The organism is Allomesorhizobium aridi, assembly GCF_043769475.1.
In the GTDB taxonomy this organism is placed as follows: domain Bacteria; phylum Pseudomonadota; class Alphaproteobacteria; order Rhizobiales; family Rhizobiaceae; genus Allomesorhizobium.
Genome location: NZ_CP171729.1, coordinates 291,273 through 307,858, shown reverse-complemented (window position 1 = coordinate 307,858; position 16,586 = coordinate 291,273). Strand labels below are relative to the sequence as shown.

17 protein-coding genes are annotated in these 16,586 nt (G+C 57.8%); 5 read left to right on the top strand and 12 right to left on the bottom strand.

Annotated features, from left to right (window positions below; translation table 11 throughout):
- Position 1: 1 nt before the first annotated feature.
- Genes ACG873_RS03365 through ACG873_RS03350 form a run of 4 tightly spaced genes read right to left on the bottom strand, consistent with a single transcriptional unit; the run spans position 2 to position 3,810 of the window.
- Entirely contained in the window at positions 2–1,078 is a 1,077-nt protein-coding gene (locus ACG873_RS03365; protein WP_394890438.1) for an ABC transporter ATP-binding protein, read from the bottom strand.
- Between the two features lie 22 nt (positions 1,079–1,100).
- Positions 1,101–1,901 (bottom strand): ABC transporter permease, encoded by an 801-nt coding sequence (locus tag ACG873_RS03360; RefSeq protein ID WP_394890437.1) that lies wholly within the window; start codon positions 1,899–1,901, stop codon positions 1,101–1,103.
- Complete coding sequence (locus ACG873_RS03355; protein ID WP_394890436.1) at positions 1,898–2,749, bottom strand: ABC transporter permease; 852 nt, start codon at positions 2,747–2,749, stop codon at positions 1,898–1,900. The genes ACG873_RS03360 and ACG873_RS03355 overlap by 4 nt, the downstream gene beginning before the upstream one ends.
- A gap of 17 nt (positions 2,750–2,766) precedes the next feature.
- On the bottom strand, positions 2,767–3,810 hold the full coding sequence (locus ACG873_RS03350) for an extracellular solute-binding protein (RefSeq protein WP_394890435.1): 1,044 nt from the start codon (positions 3,808–3,810) through the stop codon (positions 2,767–2,769).
- A 242-nt stretch (positions 3,811–4,052) separates the two neighbouring features.
- Between ACG873_RS03350 and ACG873_RS03345 the strand changes: the two genes are divergently transcribed.
- Together ACG873_RS03345 and ACG873_RS03340 are read left to right on the top strand one after the other, a co-directional pair.
- Positions 4,053–5,387, top strand: a complete 1,335-nt coding sequence (locus tag ACG873_RS03345; RefSeq protein ID WP_394890434.1) for a protoporphyrinogen/coproporphyrinogen oxidase — start codon at positions 4,053–4,055, stop codon at positions 5,385–5,387.
- Positions 5,388–5,520: 133 nt separating this feature from the next.
- The gene (locus ACG873_RS03340; protein WP_394890433.1) at positions 5,521–6,228 is read left to right on the top strand and encodes a TetR/AcrR family transcriptional regulator; all 708 of its coding nucleotides are present in this window, start codon (positions 5,521–5,523) and stop codon (positions 6,226–6,228) included.
- A gap of 358 nt (positions 6,229–6,586) precedes the next feature.
- On the opposite strand, the gene ACG873_RS03335 is transcribed toward ACG873_RS03340, so the two are convergent.
- From ACG873_RS03335 to ACG873_RS03300, 8 genes are all read right to left on the bottom strand, one after another.
- Positions 6,587–6,946, bottom strand: a complete 360-nt coding sequence (locus tag ACG873_RS03335; RefSeq protein ID WP_394890432.1) for a hypothetical protein — start codon at positions 6,944–6,946, stop codon at positions 6,587–6,589.
- A 5-nt stretch (positions 6,947–6,951) separates the two neighbouring features.
- Complete coding sequence (locus ACG873_RS03330) at positions 6,952–7,614, bottom strand: FRG domain-containing protein (protein ID WP_394890431.1); 663 nt, start codon at positions 7,612–7,614, stop codon at positions 6,952–6,954.
- 186 nt (positions 7,615–7,800) lie between these two features.
- Complete coding sequence (locus ACG873_RS03325; protein WP_394890430.1) at positions 7,801–8,874, bottom strand: hypothetical protein; 1,074 nt, start codon at positions 8,872–8,874, stop codon at positions 7,801–7,803.
- The gene (locus ACG873_RS03320; protein WP_394890429.1) at positions 8,874–9,218 is read right to left on the bottom strand and encodes a hypothetical protein; all 345 of its coding nucleotides are present in this window, start codon (positions 9,216–9,218) and stop codon (positions 8,874–8,876) included. Before ACG873_RS03320 ends, ACG873_RS03325 begins: the two co-directional genes overlap by 1 nt.
- Complete coding sequence (locus ACG873_RS03315) at positions 9,218–9,820, bottom strand: 7-cyano-7-deazaguanine synthase (protein WP_394890428.1); 603 nt, start codon at positions 9,818–9,820, stop codon at positions 9,218–9,220. The genes ACG873_RS03320 and ACG873_RS03315 overlap by 1 nt, the downstream gene beginning before the upstream one ends.
- Complete coding sequence (locus ACG873_RS03310; protein WP_394890427.1) at positions 9,817–11,004, bottom strand: nucleoside 2-deoxyribosyltransferase; 1,188 nt, start codon at positions 11,002–11,004, stop codon at positions 9,817–9,819. Before ACG873_RS03310 ends, ACG873_RS03315 begins: the two co-directional genes overlap by 4 nt.
- Positions 11,001–11,393: a hypothetical protein gene (locus ACG873_RS03305; RefSeq protein WP_394890426.1), complete on the bottom strand. Its 393-nt coding sequence runs from the start codon at positions 11,391–11,393 to the stop codon at positions 11,001–11,003. Before ACG873_RS03305 ends, ACG873_RS03310 begins: the two co-directional genes overlap by 4 nt.
- A 55-nt stretch (positions 11,394–11,448) precedes the next feature.
- Positions 11,449–12,159: a hypothetical protein gene (locus ACG873_RS03300; RefSeq protein WP_394890425.1), complete on the bottom strand. Its 711-nt coding sequence runs from the start codon at positions 12,157–12,159 to the stop codon at positions 11,449–11,451.
- Positions 12,160–12,244: 85 nt separating this feature from the next.
- Between ACG873_RS03300 and ACG873_RS03295 the strand changes: the two genes are divergently transcribed.
- The 3 genes from ACG873_RS03295 to ACG873_RS03285 all read left to right on the top strand — a co-directional run bounded on the left by ACG873_RS03295 (position 12,245) and on the right by ACG873_RS03285 (position 16,334).
- Positions 12,245–12,484: a hypothetical protein gene (locus tag ACG873_RS03295; protein ID WP_394890424.1), complete on the top strand. Its 240-nt coding sequence runs from the start codon at positions 12,245–12,247 to the stop codon at positions 12,482–12,484.
- Positions 12,485–12,760: 276 nt separating this feature from the next.
- On the top strand, positions 12,761–14,566 hold the full coding sequence (locus ACG873_RS03290) for an ATP-dependent nuclease (RefSeq protein ID WP_394890423.1): 1,806 nt from the start codon (positions 12,761–12,763) through the stop codon (positions 14,564–14,566).
- Positions 14,559–16,334 (top strand): ATP-dependent helicase, encoded by a 1,776-nt coding sequence (locus ACG873_RS03285; RefSeq protein WP_394890421.1) that lies wholly within the window; start codon positions 14,559–14,561, stop codon positions 16,332–16,334. Before ACG873_RS03290 ends, ACG873_RS03285 begins: the two co-directional genes overlap by 8 nt.
- Positions 16,335–16,586: the final 252 nt, after the last annotated feature.

Here is a 16,586-nt window from a genome sequence, read left to right as displayed (position 1 = left end):
GTTAGTTTCGTGCTGCGAGGTGGATATCGTGCGGGTCGACAAAGAGGTCGATTGTACTGCCCTTTTCCAGACTAGCCGCCGACCGCCCCGCGAAGGTCGCCGTGACCTCGAGACTGCCCCATCGCGCCCGGACTTTCGTCCCCTGTCCGAGGTAGATCGTCTCTTCGACCGTCGCTCTGATCTTGCTTTGAGCGGTTGAGGACGGCGCGGCGAGCTTGATCGCCTCTGGCCTGATACAGACGGCGAATTTGCCGCCCTCGGCCATCTCCGGCTCACGCGCCGAGATCAACTGTCCGTCACTCAGTTTAACAACCGCCAGCCCACCCTCTCTCCGGAGAATGTCGCAATCATAGACATTGTTGTCGCCAAGGAATTCAGCCACGAAGCGATTGGCCGGCCGTTCGTAGAGGTCGTTCGGGCTGCCGATTTGCTGGATGATGCCCTGATGGAAAACCGCTACCCGGTCCGACATCGTCAATGCTTCTTCCTGATCATGGGTCACGAAGAGGACGGTAAGCCCCAGGCGCTCATGAAGATGCTTGATTTCGAGCTGCATATGCTGGCGAAGCTGTTTGTCCAACGCGCCGAGCGGTTCGTCCATGAGCACCACGCGCGGCTCAAAAACCAGCACCCGGGCGAGCGCTATGCGCTGTTGCTGCCCACCCGAGAGTTGATTGATTGCCCTGTCGGCGAAGCCCTCCATCCGGACCATGGTAAGGGCCTTGTTGACACGTTCTGCTATTTCGGCAGATCCAACATGACGGATTCGCAGCGGGAAGCCGACATTGTCGCGGACATTCATATTGGGAAACAGCGCGTAGTTTTGAAACACGACGCCAGTGTTCCGATGTTGCGGAGGCAAGAGCGTAACATCGCGATCTCCGATCAGGATTTGTCCGGAGGTCGGCGCTTCGAATCCTGCCAGCATCATCAGCGACGTCGTCTTACCCGAGCCGGAGGGTCCCAGGAGCGTTACGAACTCGCCCTCTTCGATCGACAGTTGGAGATTGTCGACAACACGCGTCATGCCATCATAGGTCTTGGACACGTTGATGAACTGAACCAATGGCTTGTTCATGGAGAGCTCCTGGGGCCAAAGGCTACCGCAACCGGCGACGGTCGTTGATGAACGACGCGACGACCAGCGCGAAAGTGGCGAAAATCATCACCGACGCCGCGACGGCAACCACAGGATCGGTCGCTGTACGCACTGCCTCCCACATTCGCTTGGGGAGTGTTACGATCGTACGACCGCTCACGAAAATCGTCATCACGAGTTCGTCCCACGAAAGTAGGAAGGCCAGGGCGGCACTTGAAAAAATCGCTGGACGAAGCACCGGGATGAGGACGTATCGAATAAATGTCCACGAGCTTCCGCCGAGACTAAGAACAGCCCGCTCGAGCGTCAGGTCGATGGTGCTCAAGGCCGCTAGGATCGCCAGGACGACGAGCGGCATGGTCTGTACGGAATGGGCGATCATGGCGCCGATGTATGTGTCGAAGAGCCCGATCTGGACCCACACCTTGTAGCTGCCGATCGCGAGGGCAACGACCGGCACGATAAGCGGCGTCAGCACCAGAAGAAGAATCCACTGACCGTAGCGACCACCGATCCGCCATATGCCGACCGCGCAGGCTGTGCCGAGCGCCACCGAAATGATCGTAGAGCCGGATGCGATCACAAGACTCTGGATCAGGGGACCTAGCCAACGCTGACCGGGGTCAAAGAATGTGGCGTACTGCTTCAGCGTCCAGGTATCCGGGGTAGTCAGCGATAGATAGTTGTTCGGCGTAAGCGAGGCTGGCAGCACGATCAAAACCGGAAGGACCATGAACAGCGCCACTAGCCACGCCGCAATGAGCGCCAGACGAAAGCCCATCGAAGTCTTGATCTGTCTCATGCGTGCTGCTCCGGAAACAGCGCTTTGCGCAGGTCGATCACCCTGGAAACCAAGACGAGGAGCAGCATGACCGCAATTAGCAGAACGATCGAAAGCATCGAGGCCACGCCCCATCGTGCGACGGTCAGCACCTGAACGCTGATGTATTCGGCGACCATGACGGTCCTTCCACCGCCAAGCAGAGCCGGCGTCACGAAAAAGCCAAGCGCCAAGATGAAGACCACGACGACTGCCCCGATGAGGCCCGGCAGCGACAGTGGAAAATACACCATCCTGAAAGCCTGATATGGGCCGGCGCCGAGGCTCTTGGCGGCAAGAACCAACCGATTGTCGATGGAGCGCAGGTTCCCGATGAGAACCATGGCCGCGACGGGAGCCAGGAAGTGGACCATGCCGACCATGACGCCGAATTCATTTCGCATCATCACCAACGGCGCACTGATGATGCCGTATTCCAGCAGCAACGTATTCACCAGCCCGTTGGAGCGCAGCAGCAGGATCCAGCTGAAGGCCTGCACAACCACCGAAAGCCAGAACGGGATGAGTGTACAGGCGATAAGGAATCTCGCCGGAGCAGATTTCGACTGAACTATGGCGAAGGCCAGGATGTAGCCGAGGGACACCGAGGTCGCGGTGGCGATCACACTGATCCGGACCGTGGTCCATAGCAGCTTGTGCAGCCCGCCATCGGTGAACAATCTGAGGTAGTTTCCAATGCCGGGCGCCGGTTCGGAAATGCTGAGAGCAGCTATCTGGCCGATCGGCCAGATAGCGAAGAGGAGGAAGAAGGCGATCGCAGGCGCAAGCAGCCACCAATAGAAACTGGTGCGTGACTCGAGGATGCTCATTCCCGATCCTCCAATCGTCAGTTGCTCGCCACGCGATCGATAAACAGCTCTATCAGCTTTTCTTCATTCTCCGCGTAATACTCGTCATTCCATGGGACCTGCTGGTCTGCCCACTCCGGATTGTTCGGATCGAAGCGGGCGGCCTCCTTCGGCAGACTTGCCGAAATGGCTGGATCGCCAGGCCCGATATATGCTGTTTTCGCCAGTTCAAGCTGTATCTGTGGGGCCATTGCATGGGCAAGCAGCCCCATGGCCACCTGTGGTCCAGCAGGATTTCCTTTGGGAACGACAAGCGTCGTAGACCCTTTCAGTCCCTGGTTCCAAGAGCATGCCAGACGGTCGTTGCTGTCAATCGCGCCTTTTGCGAACTCCATCGAGAACAGGATTGCCATTGAGACTTCTCCGTCGCGCAACGCCGCAATGCCCTCGGCGCCCGAGGCAAAGAAGAGCGTCTCGTCCCGGATCGACCGGAACTTCGCAATCGCGCGCTCCGTGTCGAGGGGATAGAGCTTGTCCGGAGCGACTCCGTCGGCGAGGAGTGCCGCTTCCCAAGCATAACCGTACTGCCACATACCACGCTTGCCCGGGAACTTCTGAAGATCGAAATAGTCGGCCCATGTTGACGGCGGACTATCCTTGTAGACCTCACGGTCGTAGGCAAGGACGACGCTGTAGGCGCCATAATTGATGCCGTATTCGAGAGCCCCGTCCGGCCGCAGCCTGCTCTTGTCGACGACATCGTAGTCGATGGGCTCCAGAAGCCCGTCGCGTCCCAGCCTAATGGCGGTGTAGCTCACCGAGTCGCAAGCGTCCCAGATGACATTCTTTTCTTGCACCATCGCGCGTATCCGCCCCGCGAGTGGACCTGATGGATCATCGGCAAATGAGAGCCCTGCCTTCTCGGCGTATGATTTGAGAAGAATGTCGCGCAGTGCGCCACCAAGGCCACCGCCAAACGTTGCGAGCACCACCTCGCCCGCCGCGAAAGCCGGGCGCAGGCTGAACGCCGGCAGAAGCGTTGCCCCTGCTGCAGCTGTTAGAAAGCTGCGGCGCGTCGGCACCCAGGAATGATCATGCGTCATAGGGGTCTCCCTCTGTTTCGAACTGTTCCCGCAAAAATCCAACCCTCGAGTTTGCCTTCACTCGAGCGCATCCCGTCTCGTTTGTCGAGATCATCTAATTATAGAGTCTCTCTAAATTCATATTGACTATAAATCAAGAGCGATTATCGTTTGAGCCAACACTTTGTTGCGTCGGCCAATCCGCGCGACCTGATTCACAGTCCAGAATGTGGAGGGACCAAATGGCAAAAAAAGTCGTCGTCGTCGGGGCTGGGATCGCCGGTCTCACCGCCGGAAATGATCTCACAAAGGCCGGCTACGACGTGACTGTGCTGGAACGCGATGATCTGCCGGGCGGTCGCATGGCCGACCGCGTCGTGAACGGGATTTGCACCCATACCGGCGCATCGGTCCTTTTTTCGTTCAACAAGGTGATGCTCGACCTCGTCAAGGAACTGGGCCTGACCAAGGACCTCTACACCTTTCCGGATCGCAACGGTGGCTACACGGTCAACAATGGCGAGTCCGAGTATAAACTGAAGCTCACCTTCGACCCTGTTTTCCTCCTCAAGCATCCCGCGTTTGGGGTCAAGACGAAGGCCAAGCTGGCCCTGCTGCTGCCCGACATGATCAAGTCAGGCCTCCAGACAGATCCCTGTATGATGCACACGGCCGCCCAGTTCGATGACGAGAACGTCACCGACTACATCACGCGAAAAGTCTCCGCGGAGTTCCTCGAGAATTATATCGAGCCCTACTTTCGCGCGCCCTGGCACTGGGAGCCGGAGCAAATCTCCAAGGCCTATCTGTTGAGTCTTCTCGGCCATGTCGTTGGAGCAGACCTGCTTTCGTTCAACCAGGGCATCGGACATTTGACCCGCACCTTGGCAGGCGTGGTCAACCTCAAGCTGAACTGCCACGCGACAAAAATACAGCCAGCAGAGACGAGCGTAACGGTCGCGTATGAAGAGAATGGGACGCCTCGAATCATCGACGCGGATTTCGTCATCTGCGCCACGCCCGGCACGAAGGTCAAACACCTGGTGGCCGATCTCAACGCCTCCGACCGGGCGTTCTTCGATGGTGTGCGCTACAACCGGGGCGCCCGCATCTATTATGCGCTGAAGCCCGGCCCCCTTGAAGCCCGGTATCGGTGGTTCACACGCAAATCGCCATGCAAGTTCTCGCTGTTTTATGCGATGCCCGAGGACGCCATCGTTCCGAAAGGCCACACACAACCGCCCTACCTGCAGTGCGAGCTGACGCCTGAGCTTTCCAAGCGGATCGAGCGCGAAGGCGGTCAGAAGAAGCTCGACAGCTACGTGCGCGATGAAGTGAACCGTCTCTATCCGGAAATCGCAGACAGAATTGTCGGCGTGGCAGAGCAGTGGTGGGACGACATGCTGACCGAATGGTATACCGGCTACACAAAGACAATGGCGGGGTTCCTGGCCAAGCAGGAAGCGACCCACTCCAGGGTCTATTACTGCGGAGACTACCTGTCGCAGTCCCACACGGGCGGCGCCTGTGCAAGCGGCCGCCGCGCCGCTTCCCTGCTGCAGACCCACTGGGGATAGGGTTGCCGAGCAAGGCGCCACTCGTCACGGAGCTGCATCCCGGGGCTTTGACAAAAGAGGAACGTCTCAGGCAGTGACTTTCCTAAAGACCCGGCGAGTGGTTTCGTCGTCGTCAGTTGCAAGGAAGTGAAGAATGGAAACGACGGAAGACGATGTAAGCAAGAAGCCGTCTTTGCGATCCAGGCAGCGCGTGAGCCGCGAAGCGAGCATTCTCAAAGCAGCTCGCGCGGCCTTCGCCAAGAAGGATTATCATTCGACGCGGATCGAAGATATCGCCGAGGCAGCGGAGGTCGCGCCGGCGACTGTCTACAACTACTTCCAGGACAAGGGCGGCATACTCCTCGCCTTGTTCCTGCGCGAGGTCGAGGAAAGGCACGAGCAACGACACGAGGCGATCAAAGACCTGAAGGGGCACCCGGTCGATGCCGTACGCAAGCTCATGGAACAGTTTTATCTATACCCAAAAGACCACCTTTGGCGGAACAGGAATCTCTGGCGCGAGGTTTACGCCGCCAGCTTCAACACAAAGCGCAGTGCGCTGAGCGACATCGTGGAGCGTCACGACGGTTACATCGGAAGCGACATCATCCACCTTCTTAAGGACAAGCTCCTGCCAAACCTCGACGTCGATGAGGGATTCAGTGCGGAGGATCTGGGGGAAACGATCCTCGCGATCGGAAATTTCCACTGGAACCGGTATGTGATGGGAGTTGTCGATTTCGATAAAGCGAAATCCGAAACCGTCCGCCAGGTCATCGCTGTGGTGGAGCGGTTTACGAAGTCCCCAAAGGCAAACCTGAGGCCCGGCGGAAGCACCAGAGAGCCCCATCCTCAGGTGTGATTGCAAAATTGCAAAGACAGTCGAGGTGCAAGCTCGTAAAGCGCGGGCATGCGCAGATCAACCATGACAGGAGTGGCTCCTTAGCTCCTCACAACGACCGGTTTTGAGAAGCGAGGGCGCGGTCACCAATGGCCGGTAACGAGGCGCAAAGTTGCCATTCGCATAAGATAGCAAATGCCATTGGCGATCGGTTGAAGCCGCTCACGGCGCCAGGATGCCCGGCCACACAGGGATGGGGCACGGCCCAGCGGGGACGCAGACAGTGCCAACGTGTGCGATGAGCCAGTTCGCCGTCGGTACACAGCCGATGAATGCCGCGAGGCACACCCACCCCGCCGCGCGGTTCATTCCGATGAAACTAGATATCGGATGCATTCTGCTCGCCGGTTTCGCCATAAAACGACGACGTATCAACTGTCATCTCAGCGATAACCGGTACTTCGTCGACCAGACTGCCATGGAAAGTTCCGGGGAAGCTCTCGGACGTCTCCAACGGATCGGCCGTATTCATTCCGTAACGCAGGACGACATACCACGTCAGCGGTCCCTGAAAGTCGTTGCCGTCAAAACGTATCTCTTTCTCAAAAGTCTCTATGGTGTCGACCTGCGTGGACGACGAAAGGGCGTCGAGATCTGACCAAGCTTGCGTATCCTGGTAATCTTTGGCCTGGACCGCTTCTACGACCTTCTGCCGCCGCGCGGCTGTGTTGTTATCCATATCCGTCATCCGATCATTGCGGTACCGATGCCGATCCGTTCGACGTAGCGCCACTTCAGCATTTCGCAGAGGCCGACGATGTCCGGATAAATGTGGCTATGATCAACACCCATCTTAAATAGCGTCCTGCGGAACCTTGGCCTCATCGCTGCCGGTATGACGAACTTGTCAGAGTTCTCCGGCACCCAGGCTCGGTCGGGTTGGTTATGGACTGAAAAGAGACCCCGTTGGTTCACAATTCTCGGAGCTGACTTCGCCGGAACGAGGAACATCACACGGTCGATCGTGAAAGGGTCCGGGTTCTTCGACGGGTCAACGATGTCATCGGCGGGGATGTTGACCGCATGCACGACTGCATCGTCTTTTGGATTCCCGCTCGATATCGCAAAGTAGCACGCCACCAACGGGTTAGTGGTCCAATCGAGCAGACGCGTCGGAAGGCCATGGTGTTGAGCAACGGCAAGCCAATTCCAAGCACCGGTGACGGGCAGCTGGAACATCGGCTCGGCGGACTGCTGAAATGCCCGAAAGACTCGTTCCTCGTTAATCGCAGAGTACACCGCAGGTGGTCGTCCAACGGTCGGAATGTGCTCGTGCAATACCGAGCCACATCCGCGAAAAACGCGCATTGGATGCGCCTTCGCGTCAATGAACTCGATGAATTTCATCCACCGCGCCTGGGTTTCCCGTATCATCTCTTCAAACTTTTCCGGGCCGGGTGCGCCGTGCGGACGTCTGTGGGCCACGTAGGGCGATGTCTTACGAGGCGGCAATGTCATTGCGATGGGACCTTCATCGCGTGGTACAGCGCGGTCGGGTAATCGCCCGCGATGCGCGAAGCTGGGAAGCACAGCTCAACCGTGCCGATCGCGCTCGGGCCAGAACACAACCTTCGGCTCCCCTACCTGCTCACGAATTCCTGCGCTGAGTGCGATGTTCTCGTTTGATCCCATGATCAGGAGGTCGATCGGCCCTTTAGCCTGGTTTTGGTCTATGAATGCGAAGGCTGGCGCTCCGCCAAGAGTCTCAATCCAACCTTGCGTTTGAACTACCAGCGACTTCGCCTCGAAGCGACCTACACCAAGGACCCGCAAACGTTGTTCATTCTTCTGACTGACACGAAGCTTAGACAGATTCTCCGAAGGAAGCAGAGGCAGTCGAGCATCCTCGATGAAATGTGCGATGCTCCTCGCCGCAAAATCAGCTGCTTCCACAGGCTCCAATCCGCGTTCACCCCACGCATGCGCAAAGGCGGCTGCAAGAACGTCGCCGACGCCGATACGGAAGTAACTCTCAGCGTTGTAGCTGGGAATGGAAATGGGAGGGCCGCCGAAGAACACCTGGATACCTCCCAAACGATCCCGGCACAGCAGAACCTGTGGAGACGGCTTTGAGTCAAAAATGTTGTCGGCTGCCTGTGTAAGTTTCTCCGGAGTTGGCATCGCCCCGCGCTCGAAGCCGCCGAAACCGAGGAGCTCCTCGGTCGACACGATCATCGCTAGCCTCTCAGCCGTCGATCCGTTTTCGTGGTATGGCTCATAGGAATTTTGCGGGTCGTAGACAACAGTTCTGCCTTCCACCTTTGCGCTCCCCTCCATGAACCCGAAGCGCAACACAACATCGCCTTTCACTTGCAAGGGTGCTTCCTGCTGATCGGCGTCCAGCGCGTCAGGAATGAAAGACTTCTGCAGCGTATCGAGATACTCGAAAATCAACTCGTGCTTCGTCGGCGCCAAGTTGCTGACGATTCCAAAACTGGAGAGTGTCGCCTCGGCATCATTCCTCCAGACCGACGGAACGTAGGAATGAACCACGGTTTCGTGCCAAAGCCCGCTGGCCGCGATGGCTGCGCGCATCCCCGATCCGAACAACCGTTCCCACTTGGGATATTGGCAGCGTTCAAGATAGGTCGAGCCGGCAATAATCATTATGCCCTCATCACCGCGACAGAACACCGAGATGTCGACACGAACTGTATAGTCGCGATGTAGCGCGCCCCACCCTCGACGCAGCCGATCAGCTGTGCCAGACCTTGAAACGCCGCGAGCGTGCCCACGGTCGCACCGGCATACGTTGCGCAAACGAGGCTGCGCCACTGGCCATTCACCGAAATCTGAACGAGGAGTTCGTCGCCCTTCTCCAGTCCTGGTACCTCGTCCGGTCGGAAACCTACGAGATCCAGTTCGAAACTCAGATCGCAGCCGTCTTCGAGCACCACCGGCTTACGATTAGTCGCGGCCTGCCGGGCGCCACTCGGTGCATAACCTCCCATCACGAGGCTCCTCTCTTGGATCGAGGGTAAGTCGTCTCTACGCACTCGCGATGCTTGAGGCAGCCATTGCACTGACCACAGGCATACTCGTGGACATGACAGGAAAAGGTGAGACCGATCAGTTCGTATGGGAAACCTGAGTTGCGCAGAAGCGTCTTCGTCGACATTCGTCGTGCCGGCGCGCTGACGTGCACATTCCCCTCCTGAAGCGCGAGGGTGCGATCGAGCGCCTTCAGAAACGGCGCTTTCCCATCGGCGTGATGGTCCGTCGACACAGAACCGAGAATGATCTCGGTTAAACCGTCGGGCATGAATTTCATTGCCGCAAGCGTCACCAGCATCTGGTTGCGGTACGGCCAAAACTCGGCCGCTGAGGCACCGGGTGCCTCGTCCTTCCCTGCCATCGTGCCTGTGCCCAAAGAGGTAAGGTCGGCGTGGATCGTGCGATGCTCAAGACCAATCCGACTGCACAACGCGGCTGATGCGGCAATCTCCCCGTTCGCCGCGCGCTGACCATAGTTGATCGTGACACACAGCTCAGGCCGCAGCCACCACGCGAGCGCCGACGAGTCCAGGCCACCGGAGAACAGCAGCGCCCTCACCTCATGGAACTCCAGATCGCCTGGTAGATCGCAGTCGTGAAATCGTCTGTGATCAGGCAGCCGGTGCCCTCTAGCATTGTGAGGCTTTCGGGCCGCGGCGATTCAGCCAGCGCAACCACCGGAATTCCCAGATTTCGAGCGTATCCGACCTCGAAAAGAGTGCCCGCATCTTCCCCGTCGATGACCGCGAGGACCGCATTACAAGACCGCAGGCCCTCCAGATCCTGTCCGGCGATGTACTCAGCACCTCCATGCGAGCCTACCTCATGAATGGGCGAGAATGTTCGCCCGCCCAGCATCTCCAGACAGCCCCGCATCTCATCGACGAGCCACCGCTGCGCCAGCGTGAAAAAAGGCGCCGCAATGTACACTCGACCGACCGCTCCCCCGGCAGGGTACGGCGCCAGCTCGTCGAGCCCTTCAAGAGAAAGCTGGGGTTCGCGCGTCGAGACGTAATAGGCAACGGCACGAGACGCGAAATCTGCCGCCTGCGCCGCGGGCCAATCCCTTTCGCCCCAAAGATGAGCGAACACCGCACTGAAGATATCACCAGATCCCAACTTGAAAACGGTCTCGGATCGGTATGCGGGCAACTGCACATTCCCGCCAGCTTGAATAACGACAGCTCCCAAAGGGCCGCGTTTGACCACGATGACGTCGGCCTTGAAGCGATCCCGCACGGTTTCGTATGACCAGATATCGCCGACGCCTTCACCAACGCCGTATTCGAGTTCTGCCTTGTTGAGGACGATCGCCAGTTCCTTTGCGGTGGAGCCGTTGGCGTGAAAGAGCAGCGCCGCCGAAGGATGCTGCGGGTCGTAGATCGCCCGCCTGGCACTGATGACGGCGTCACCCTCGACCATCCCGAAGCGCAGGACAACATCGCCATTAGCGAAAAGCGATTGAAGCTGTTTGCCAGGCGCGCCGACAAGCTCTGAAATCGAAAGTGGGTGAAAATAGTGGAAGCCGACGTTGGCAGTGATTTCTCGCAGATCGGTCGCCACGCCGAGCCCCTGCATCGTCTGCCGGACATCTTCAGCCCAGCCAGTATAGGCGTAAGCCGTCAGGTGAGAGTCAGGTGAAAGCGCGGACAAGGCCACGGCGGCCCGCCCGGCTGATCCGAAAATACGCGACCAGTAAGGACGAACGCACTCTTCGCGATACACGCCGCCGACGATGATCATGGCGTGCGGCCACCAATGACATGGCAGTGGCCGGAGCCGGCCTCTGTGACTTCCACGTTATAGCGAACGCCGGCTTGTAGGCATTCGAGGAAAGTTGCGTACTTCTCGAAAGCGTTGAATGATCCGACGATCATGCCATCAGACCTAATCGCTACAGCGACAGGGTGTCGACCACGGAACTCTATACCTATCTGAAGAATGTCACCCTTCTTCAGTCCAACGAGCGCAGGAAGTCGAATACCCTGCAGGTCAGTGTCGATGCGAATATCGCATCGATCCGCTCCTTCTACTGCCCCCAAGCCAAGGCCTAGCTTGCCGTTGCTCACTTTCGGCGCGCTCGAATGATCGGCGTTCCTGTCACCACCTGTCGGTATGCGCTTCCCAGCCATCGAATCAAGCCTCCCATTCGAAGATTAGGAGGTCGCTGGATCGATAGTAAACGGGTCAGCCGAACAGTAAGCGCATATCCCGCCACATAATTGCGTCCAGAAGTGAGGCCCTGACCTGGATCGCGCGAGCGAATTCAAGGAATTTCTTTTCAAGCGCCTCATAATCTTTCGGGAGGCGATATTTCGCGGGAAACAATCCCATCAACTCACCAGCCCGAAGGACATGAATATCCAGAATAGCGACCTCGTCGCTACCCGACCAGTTCCGCACAATCCAGGATGCTGTCTTCGGGCCAATCCCGGGCAATTCCATGAGCTGCCGGCGAAAGACTATCGGATCATCAGTTTCCGGTGGTCTGTCCCGGATCGCATTCAGCGCGACATGCAGCCGGTCAGCCCGCTGCCGCGGATAACGGTACTTGTGCTGCCTACCCTCAACCAGCAGCGGCATGCTGAGCAAATCCTCTATCTCCCGCCGGGAAGGAACCGGGTCTGCGGAAAATGTGCCCGCTTCGTAGAGGTGCTCCCAAGCGGCGCGGTTCAGCTCCATTTTCACGCCGTATCCGCCGAGCAGACAGAAAGCCAAGTCTTCAGCCAGTGGCGTGCCTTTCGGGCTGATGTAGTCCTCGGGGTCATCGGCCTCGAACTCTGCCATTTTCGACCAGTACGCGGGACTTCCTGCCCAACCACTCATCCCAAAGCGAACGCCCGGAAGAACTTCGTCCTCCGGGCCAAAGCGAGCTGGCGTTTCCGAACTAGCGATCATGCTCGCAACTCTATATGTATTCCATATGCAAAGCAAGATTCAGGATATTGCCCGCAGGGTTGATCTCAAGCGACGCGAGACCTCCATGACACAGACGAAACTAGCGGCGTGCCTCAATGTCGATCAAGGCCACCTGTCGAAAGTTCTTGCTGGGAAAGAGCCTGTCTCAACGAAAATGCGGCTTCGTATGGCCAGTTTACTAAACTCTTGGCCAACACCGAGATCGGGCGATCTCGCACTCGAAGCCGAACTCATCTCAGAGCTACGCAAATCGCCGATCTTTCGGGAGTTCATCCGCGCAGCACTTAAAATGCATAAATCATGACTCCACAGTATGCATTTTGAGTCCCGATACTGGTTCCATCGAGAGGATTGCGTGTGCGGACGATCTCAAAAAAGGGCAGACACGAACCGTTCCTGTCGGAGGCGAAGGTCTTGTAGCGCAGTAGAAGAAGCATCAGCAAACAAGATTTCGCGAACCGTGGCTGAGATGACGTGAATCCGGTCGCATCACCGGATATTTTGTCAGCGAATCGTTGTCGCACTCGCTACGATCACTGGCAGGCACCGCAACGACGCACGGGAACTCGGAGAGGTAGAGTTGAAACTTACACGTCTCGAAATTCGCAGTTTCCGAAACTTCAAACACTTGGATGTCCAGCTCGATGGAAGTGCCGTCGTTGTCGGCGAAAACCGTGTCGGAAAGAGCAATCTCCTCTACGCGCTCAGGCTGATCTTCGACCCGACGCTTCCAGACAGCGCCAGGCAACTTACGCTGGCAGATTTTTGGGACGGCGTTGGTACGCCCGGCGCAACCGACAAGATATTGATCTCGGTGGAAATTCAAGATTTCGAAAGTGATCTCGACGTTTTGCGCGTCCTCACCGATTTCAGACTGGACACGGACCCGTCTATCGTTCGTCTCTCCTACGAGTTTCGTCCGCTCGCGAACCTGACGGGTGCTCCCGCGTCCGACGATGACTACGAGTTCGTCTGTTATGGTGGCGAGAGCGAAACGAAGACGTTCGGTCATGACGTTCGGCGACGGATAGCTATGGATTTGCTTCCGGCTCTCAGGGACGCCGAAGGCGACTTGTCGAACTGGCGGCGTTCTCCCATGCGGCCGCTGGTCGAAGCTGCGTTCGGAAGTGTCGACCGCGCGGACCTCGAAGCCATCAAGGAAGCGATCGAGACCGCGACTGAGGGGCTGACGAACTTCGCCGCGGTTGACGAACTGCAGCAGGATCTTCGTGACCTCTTCCTGAAGCTCAGCGGCGCCAAGCAGGACGTCAAACCGAGCCTTGGATTTGGAGCGACCGACATCGACCGCGTCTATCGCAACGTCAAGCTGCTGATTGACGATGGCAAGCGGACAATCTCAGACGCGAGCCTCGGTTCATCAAACATCATCTTCCTGGCGCTGAAGGCATTGGAACTCAGACGCCAGATCGCGGAGAACAAGCGAGATCACACACTTTTCGCCATTGAGGAACCGGAGGCCCATCTTCACCCCCATCTCCAGCGTTCGAGTTATCGGCATTTGTTTACCGGACTTGCTGTTCCAGATGATGCTGGTTCGATTTCGATCTTTCTGACGACGCATTCTCCGCATGTCGCGAGCATCGCGCCGTTGAACTCTATCGTGCTTCTGAAGGATGCCCTCAATGAGGGAACCGTGGCCACGTCTGCGGCACAGATTACTCTCTCCACCGCGGAACGCGACGATCTCGCGCGATATCTGGACGTCACACGTGCAGAAATCCTGTTCGCGCGCGGTATCGTGCTGGTCGAAGGAGATGCCGAGAAGTTTCTTGTTCCCGAGTTCGCAAAACAGCTGAATATCGACCTCGACAAGCTTGGGATTTCGATCTGCTCGGTCGCGGGAACGAATTTCGGGCCCTACGTGAAATTTTTGACCTCCCTCGGCATTCCGGTTGCCGCAATCACCGACTGGGATCCTGCACTTGGAAAAACACCGCTAGGCATCGCACGCGCAACGAAACTGTGTCTTCTGATCGAAGGGCTTAAAGTTGGTGGCAATGTTGCGGCCCTCAGAGATGAGATCAAGCGGATCAACGATGATGAGGATGAAGACGACCTCGCGGAAAAATTCGAGGAGTTTGGCATCTTCACCAATGCGCACACGCTGGAAGTAGACCTCTTCAATATGGGTTTCGCAGACAAAATCTTGGACGTACTCGATACCGTCAACTTCGGAGCTGCTCGAAAACAAAAGCTATCTGATTGGCGCGCCGACAACAGCGACCTTGACATCGACGAGTATCTTAAGATGATCGAAGCCCCAGGAAAGGGCCGCTTTGCCCAGCGCCTCGCTTCCAAGATAGCCGGCATCGAACCGCCAGCGGACATCCGCAAGGCACTGGAGTTCCTGGCGGCCCGTGTCTAGCCCAAACCTCTATCTACGTGCGGCCGAGGACCTTCGTGCGAACGAAGGGCAGTGGGACGCCTATAACTCGACGGGGCACTGCGTCGTTCTTGCCGGTCCGGGCAGCGGCAAGACCAAGACCCTCACGCTTAAGCTCGCGCGAATGCTTGCCGAGGATGTTGACGAGCCCCGCGGCGTAGCGTGCATAACTTACAACAACGAATGTGCGCGCGAGCTGGAGGACCGCCTCGGCGGCCTAGGCATCGAGGCGAGCAAACGCGTCTTTATTGGTACGGTTCACTCCTTCTCGCTGACGCAGATCATTCTCCCCTACGCAAAAGTCGCGCAGATGGGCTTGCCAGACGGCTTTCAGGTTGCGACGCGCGCAGAGCGGGCAACCGCATTGGATCGAGCCTACCGGCGTATTGGTGGGGGACCGCAGAACCCACAAGATTTGGATTTCCCGATGGGGACGTACCGCCGTTCGATCCTGAACCGGGAAACGGCCCAATGGCGAGAATCAAATCCAAGAATGGCGGCGCTAGTAGAAGCCTTTGAAGCGGAATTGCGATCGCTCGAACGCATCGACTTCGACGATATGCCCCTGCTGGCGGTGCGCGCATTGCGGCAGCACAACTGGTTGCAGAGAGCGGTACTCGCCAAATACCCCATACTAGCTGTCGACGAGTATCAAGATCTAGGTCGAGCTTTGCACCGTATGGTGATGGGCTTTTGCTTCAGCACCGGAATGCGTCTATTCGCGGTTGGAGATGTCGATCAGTCGATCTACGGCTTCACTGGGGCGAACCCCGAACTGCTCAGGCAAGTCGCCGATCGCGAAGACGTTGAAACGGTGCCACTGCGTTTGAACTACCGTAGTGGCTCGCGGATCGTTACCGCATCCACCTATGCTTTGGGGGAAGACCGAGGTTATCAGGCCGCCGACGGACAGCCAGAGGGCGATGTCTATTTCCACCCTCGTCCCGGGAGCTATGATCAACAGGCCCGCTATGTCCTCGAGACGATCCTGCCGGCCATTCAGGAACGGCAGCCGGACATAGGGATTGGCGACATCGCTATCGTCTATCCAGCGGCATGGATCGGCAACGCGTTGGCAACGGCCGCGACTGCCCGTTCAATTCCGGTTCTCCGGACGGACGGGAACTCCATCTATCCGCGTAACAGCCGCTTGATGAGATGGGTCGAGCTATGCACGGAATGGTGCTGCGGCGGGTGGCGAACCGGCGTGCCCCTTTTCAGCAGAGTCGCTAACGAGGGATTGAGGTTCTTTTCCGAGGAGCTGCCTGACGAGAATTCGCAGCTAGAATTCCAGAGGCAGCTCGTGAAGTTTCTTTGGGATCGCCGCGACGGGACAGTGGACCTGCGCGACTGGCTCGATAGCCTGCATACGGAACTCTTGTCCGGCCTGCTAACCGGTGCTCGGTCTCTCCAAGACGAACGCGAGACGTTCTTGACTTTTTTGGACCGATGCACGGATGGAGACTGCAGCCACATGGTGCTGTCAGAGTTCGCCGGACAGAGTGACGGTGATCACCTCAAGCTGACTACGCTGCACAGTTCGAAGGGGCGCGAATTTTCAGCCGTGGTTATGTTCGGAATGGATGAAGGCAGAATACCCCGCACGGGTGACACGGGTCGAAGACTTGTCGAGGCACGGCGGCTCTTCTACGTCGGGTTCACCAGGGCAAAGCGGGAGGTGCATATCGTGTACTCAACGCACAATCCCTCGCAATTTGTCACCGAGGTGGAGGAGCGACTTGCAGGCTAGCTGGGTGGTTTATAGATCATAGTAAGTCTGCCGTTCGGTTTTGTCCCATCCGCCGAAGTTTCAAGTAGTCTGCTCTCGCCAGCGACCAACCAATAGCTGCCATTCCGCTTTCGTGAAGAGTTTCGGGCGCCGGCAGGCGTACGAAAGTCCCCGAGGAAGGAACCCGCGGGCCACAGGCGACGGCTATGGGGATTTCGGATTTCGGTCGGTGTCGGCGATGGCGCGACCGGCGTCGGGAAGCGCCGGGATGGA

What these genes read in the sequence shown, in the direction of transcription:
- ACG873_RS03340 (WP_394890433.1), top strand. Translation starts at nt 5,521, where the DNA reads ATGGAAACGACGGAAGACGATGTAAGCAAGAAGCCGTCTTTGCGATCC.
- ACG873_RS03310 (WP_394890427.1), bottom strand. Translation starts at nt 11,004, where the DNA reads ATGATCATCGTCGGCGGCGTGTATCGCGAAGAGTGCGTTCGTCCTTAC.
- ACG873_RS03330 (WP_394890431.1), bottom strand. Translation starts at nt 7,614, where the DNA reads ATGAAATTCATCGAGTTCATTGACGCGAAGGCGCATCCAATGCGCGTT.
- ACG873_RS03305 (WP_394890426.1), bottom strand. Translation starts at nt 11,393, where the DNA reads ATGGCTGGGAAGCGCATACCGACAGGTGGTGACAGGAACGCCGATCAT.
- ACG873_RS03325 (WP_394890430.1), bottom strand. Translation starts at nt 8,874, where the DNA reads ATGATTATTGCCGGCTCGACCTATCTTGAACGCTGCCAATATCCCAAG.
- ACG873_RS03360 (WP_394890437.1), bottom strand. Translation starts at nt 1,901, where the DNA reads ATGAGACAGATCAAGACTTCGATGGGCTTTCGTCTGGCGCTCATTGCG.
- ACG873_RS03355 (WP_394890436.1), bottom strand. Translation starts at nt 2,749, where the DNA reads ATGAGCATCCTCGAGTCACGCACCAGTTTCTATTGGTGGCTGCTTGCG.
- ACG873_RS03320 (WP_394890429.1), bottom strand. Translation starts at nt 9,218, where the DNA reads ATGGGAGGTTATGCACCGAGTGGCGCCCGGCAGGCCGCGACTAATCGT.
- ACG873_RS03335 (WP_394890432.1), bottom strand. Translation starts at nt 6,946, where the DNA reads ATGGATAACAACACAGCCGCGCGGCGGCAGAAGGTCGTAGAAGCGGTC.
- ACG873_RS03300 (WP_394890425.1), bottom strand. Translation starts at nt 12,159, where the DNA reads ATGATCGCTAGTTCGGAAACGCCAGCTCGCTTTGGCCCGGAGGACGAA.
- ACG873_RS03365 (WP_394890438.1), bottom strand. Translation starts at nt 1,078, where the DNA reads ATGAACAAGCCATTGGTTCAGTTCATCAACGTGTCCAAGACCTATGAT.
- ACG873_RS03345 (WP_394890434.1), top strand. Translation starts at nt 4,053, where the DNA reads ATGGCAAAAAAAGTCGTCGTCGTCGGGGCTGGGATCGCCGGTCTCACC.
- ACG873_RS03295 (WP_394890424.1), top strand. Translation starts at nt 12,245, where the DNA reads ATGACACAGACGAAACTAGCGGCGTGCCTCAATGTCGATCAAGGCCAC.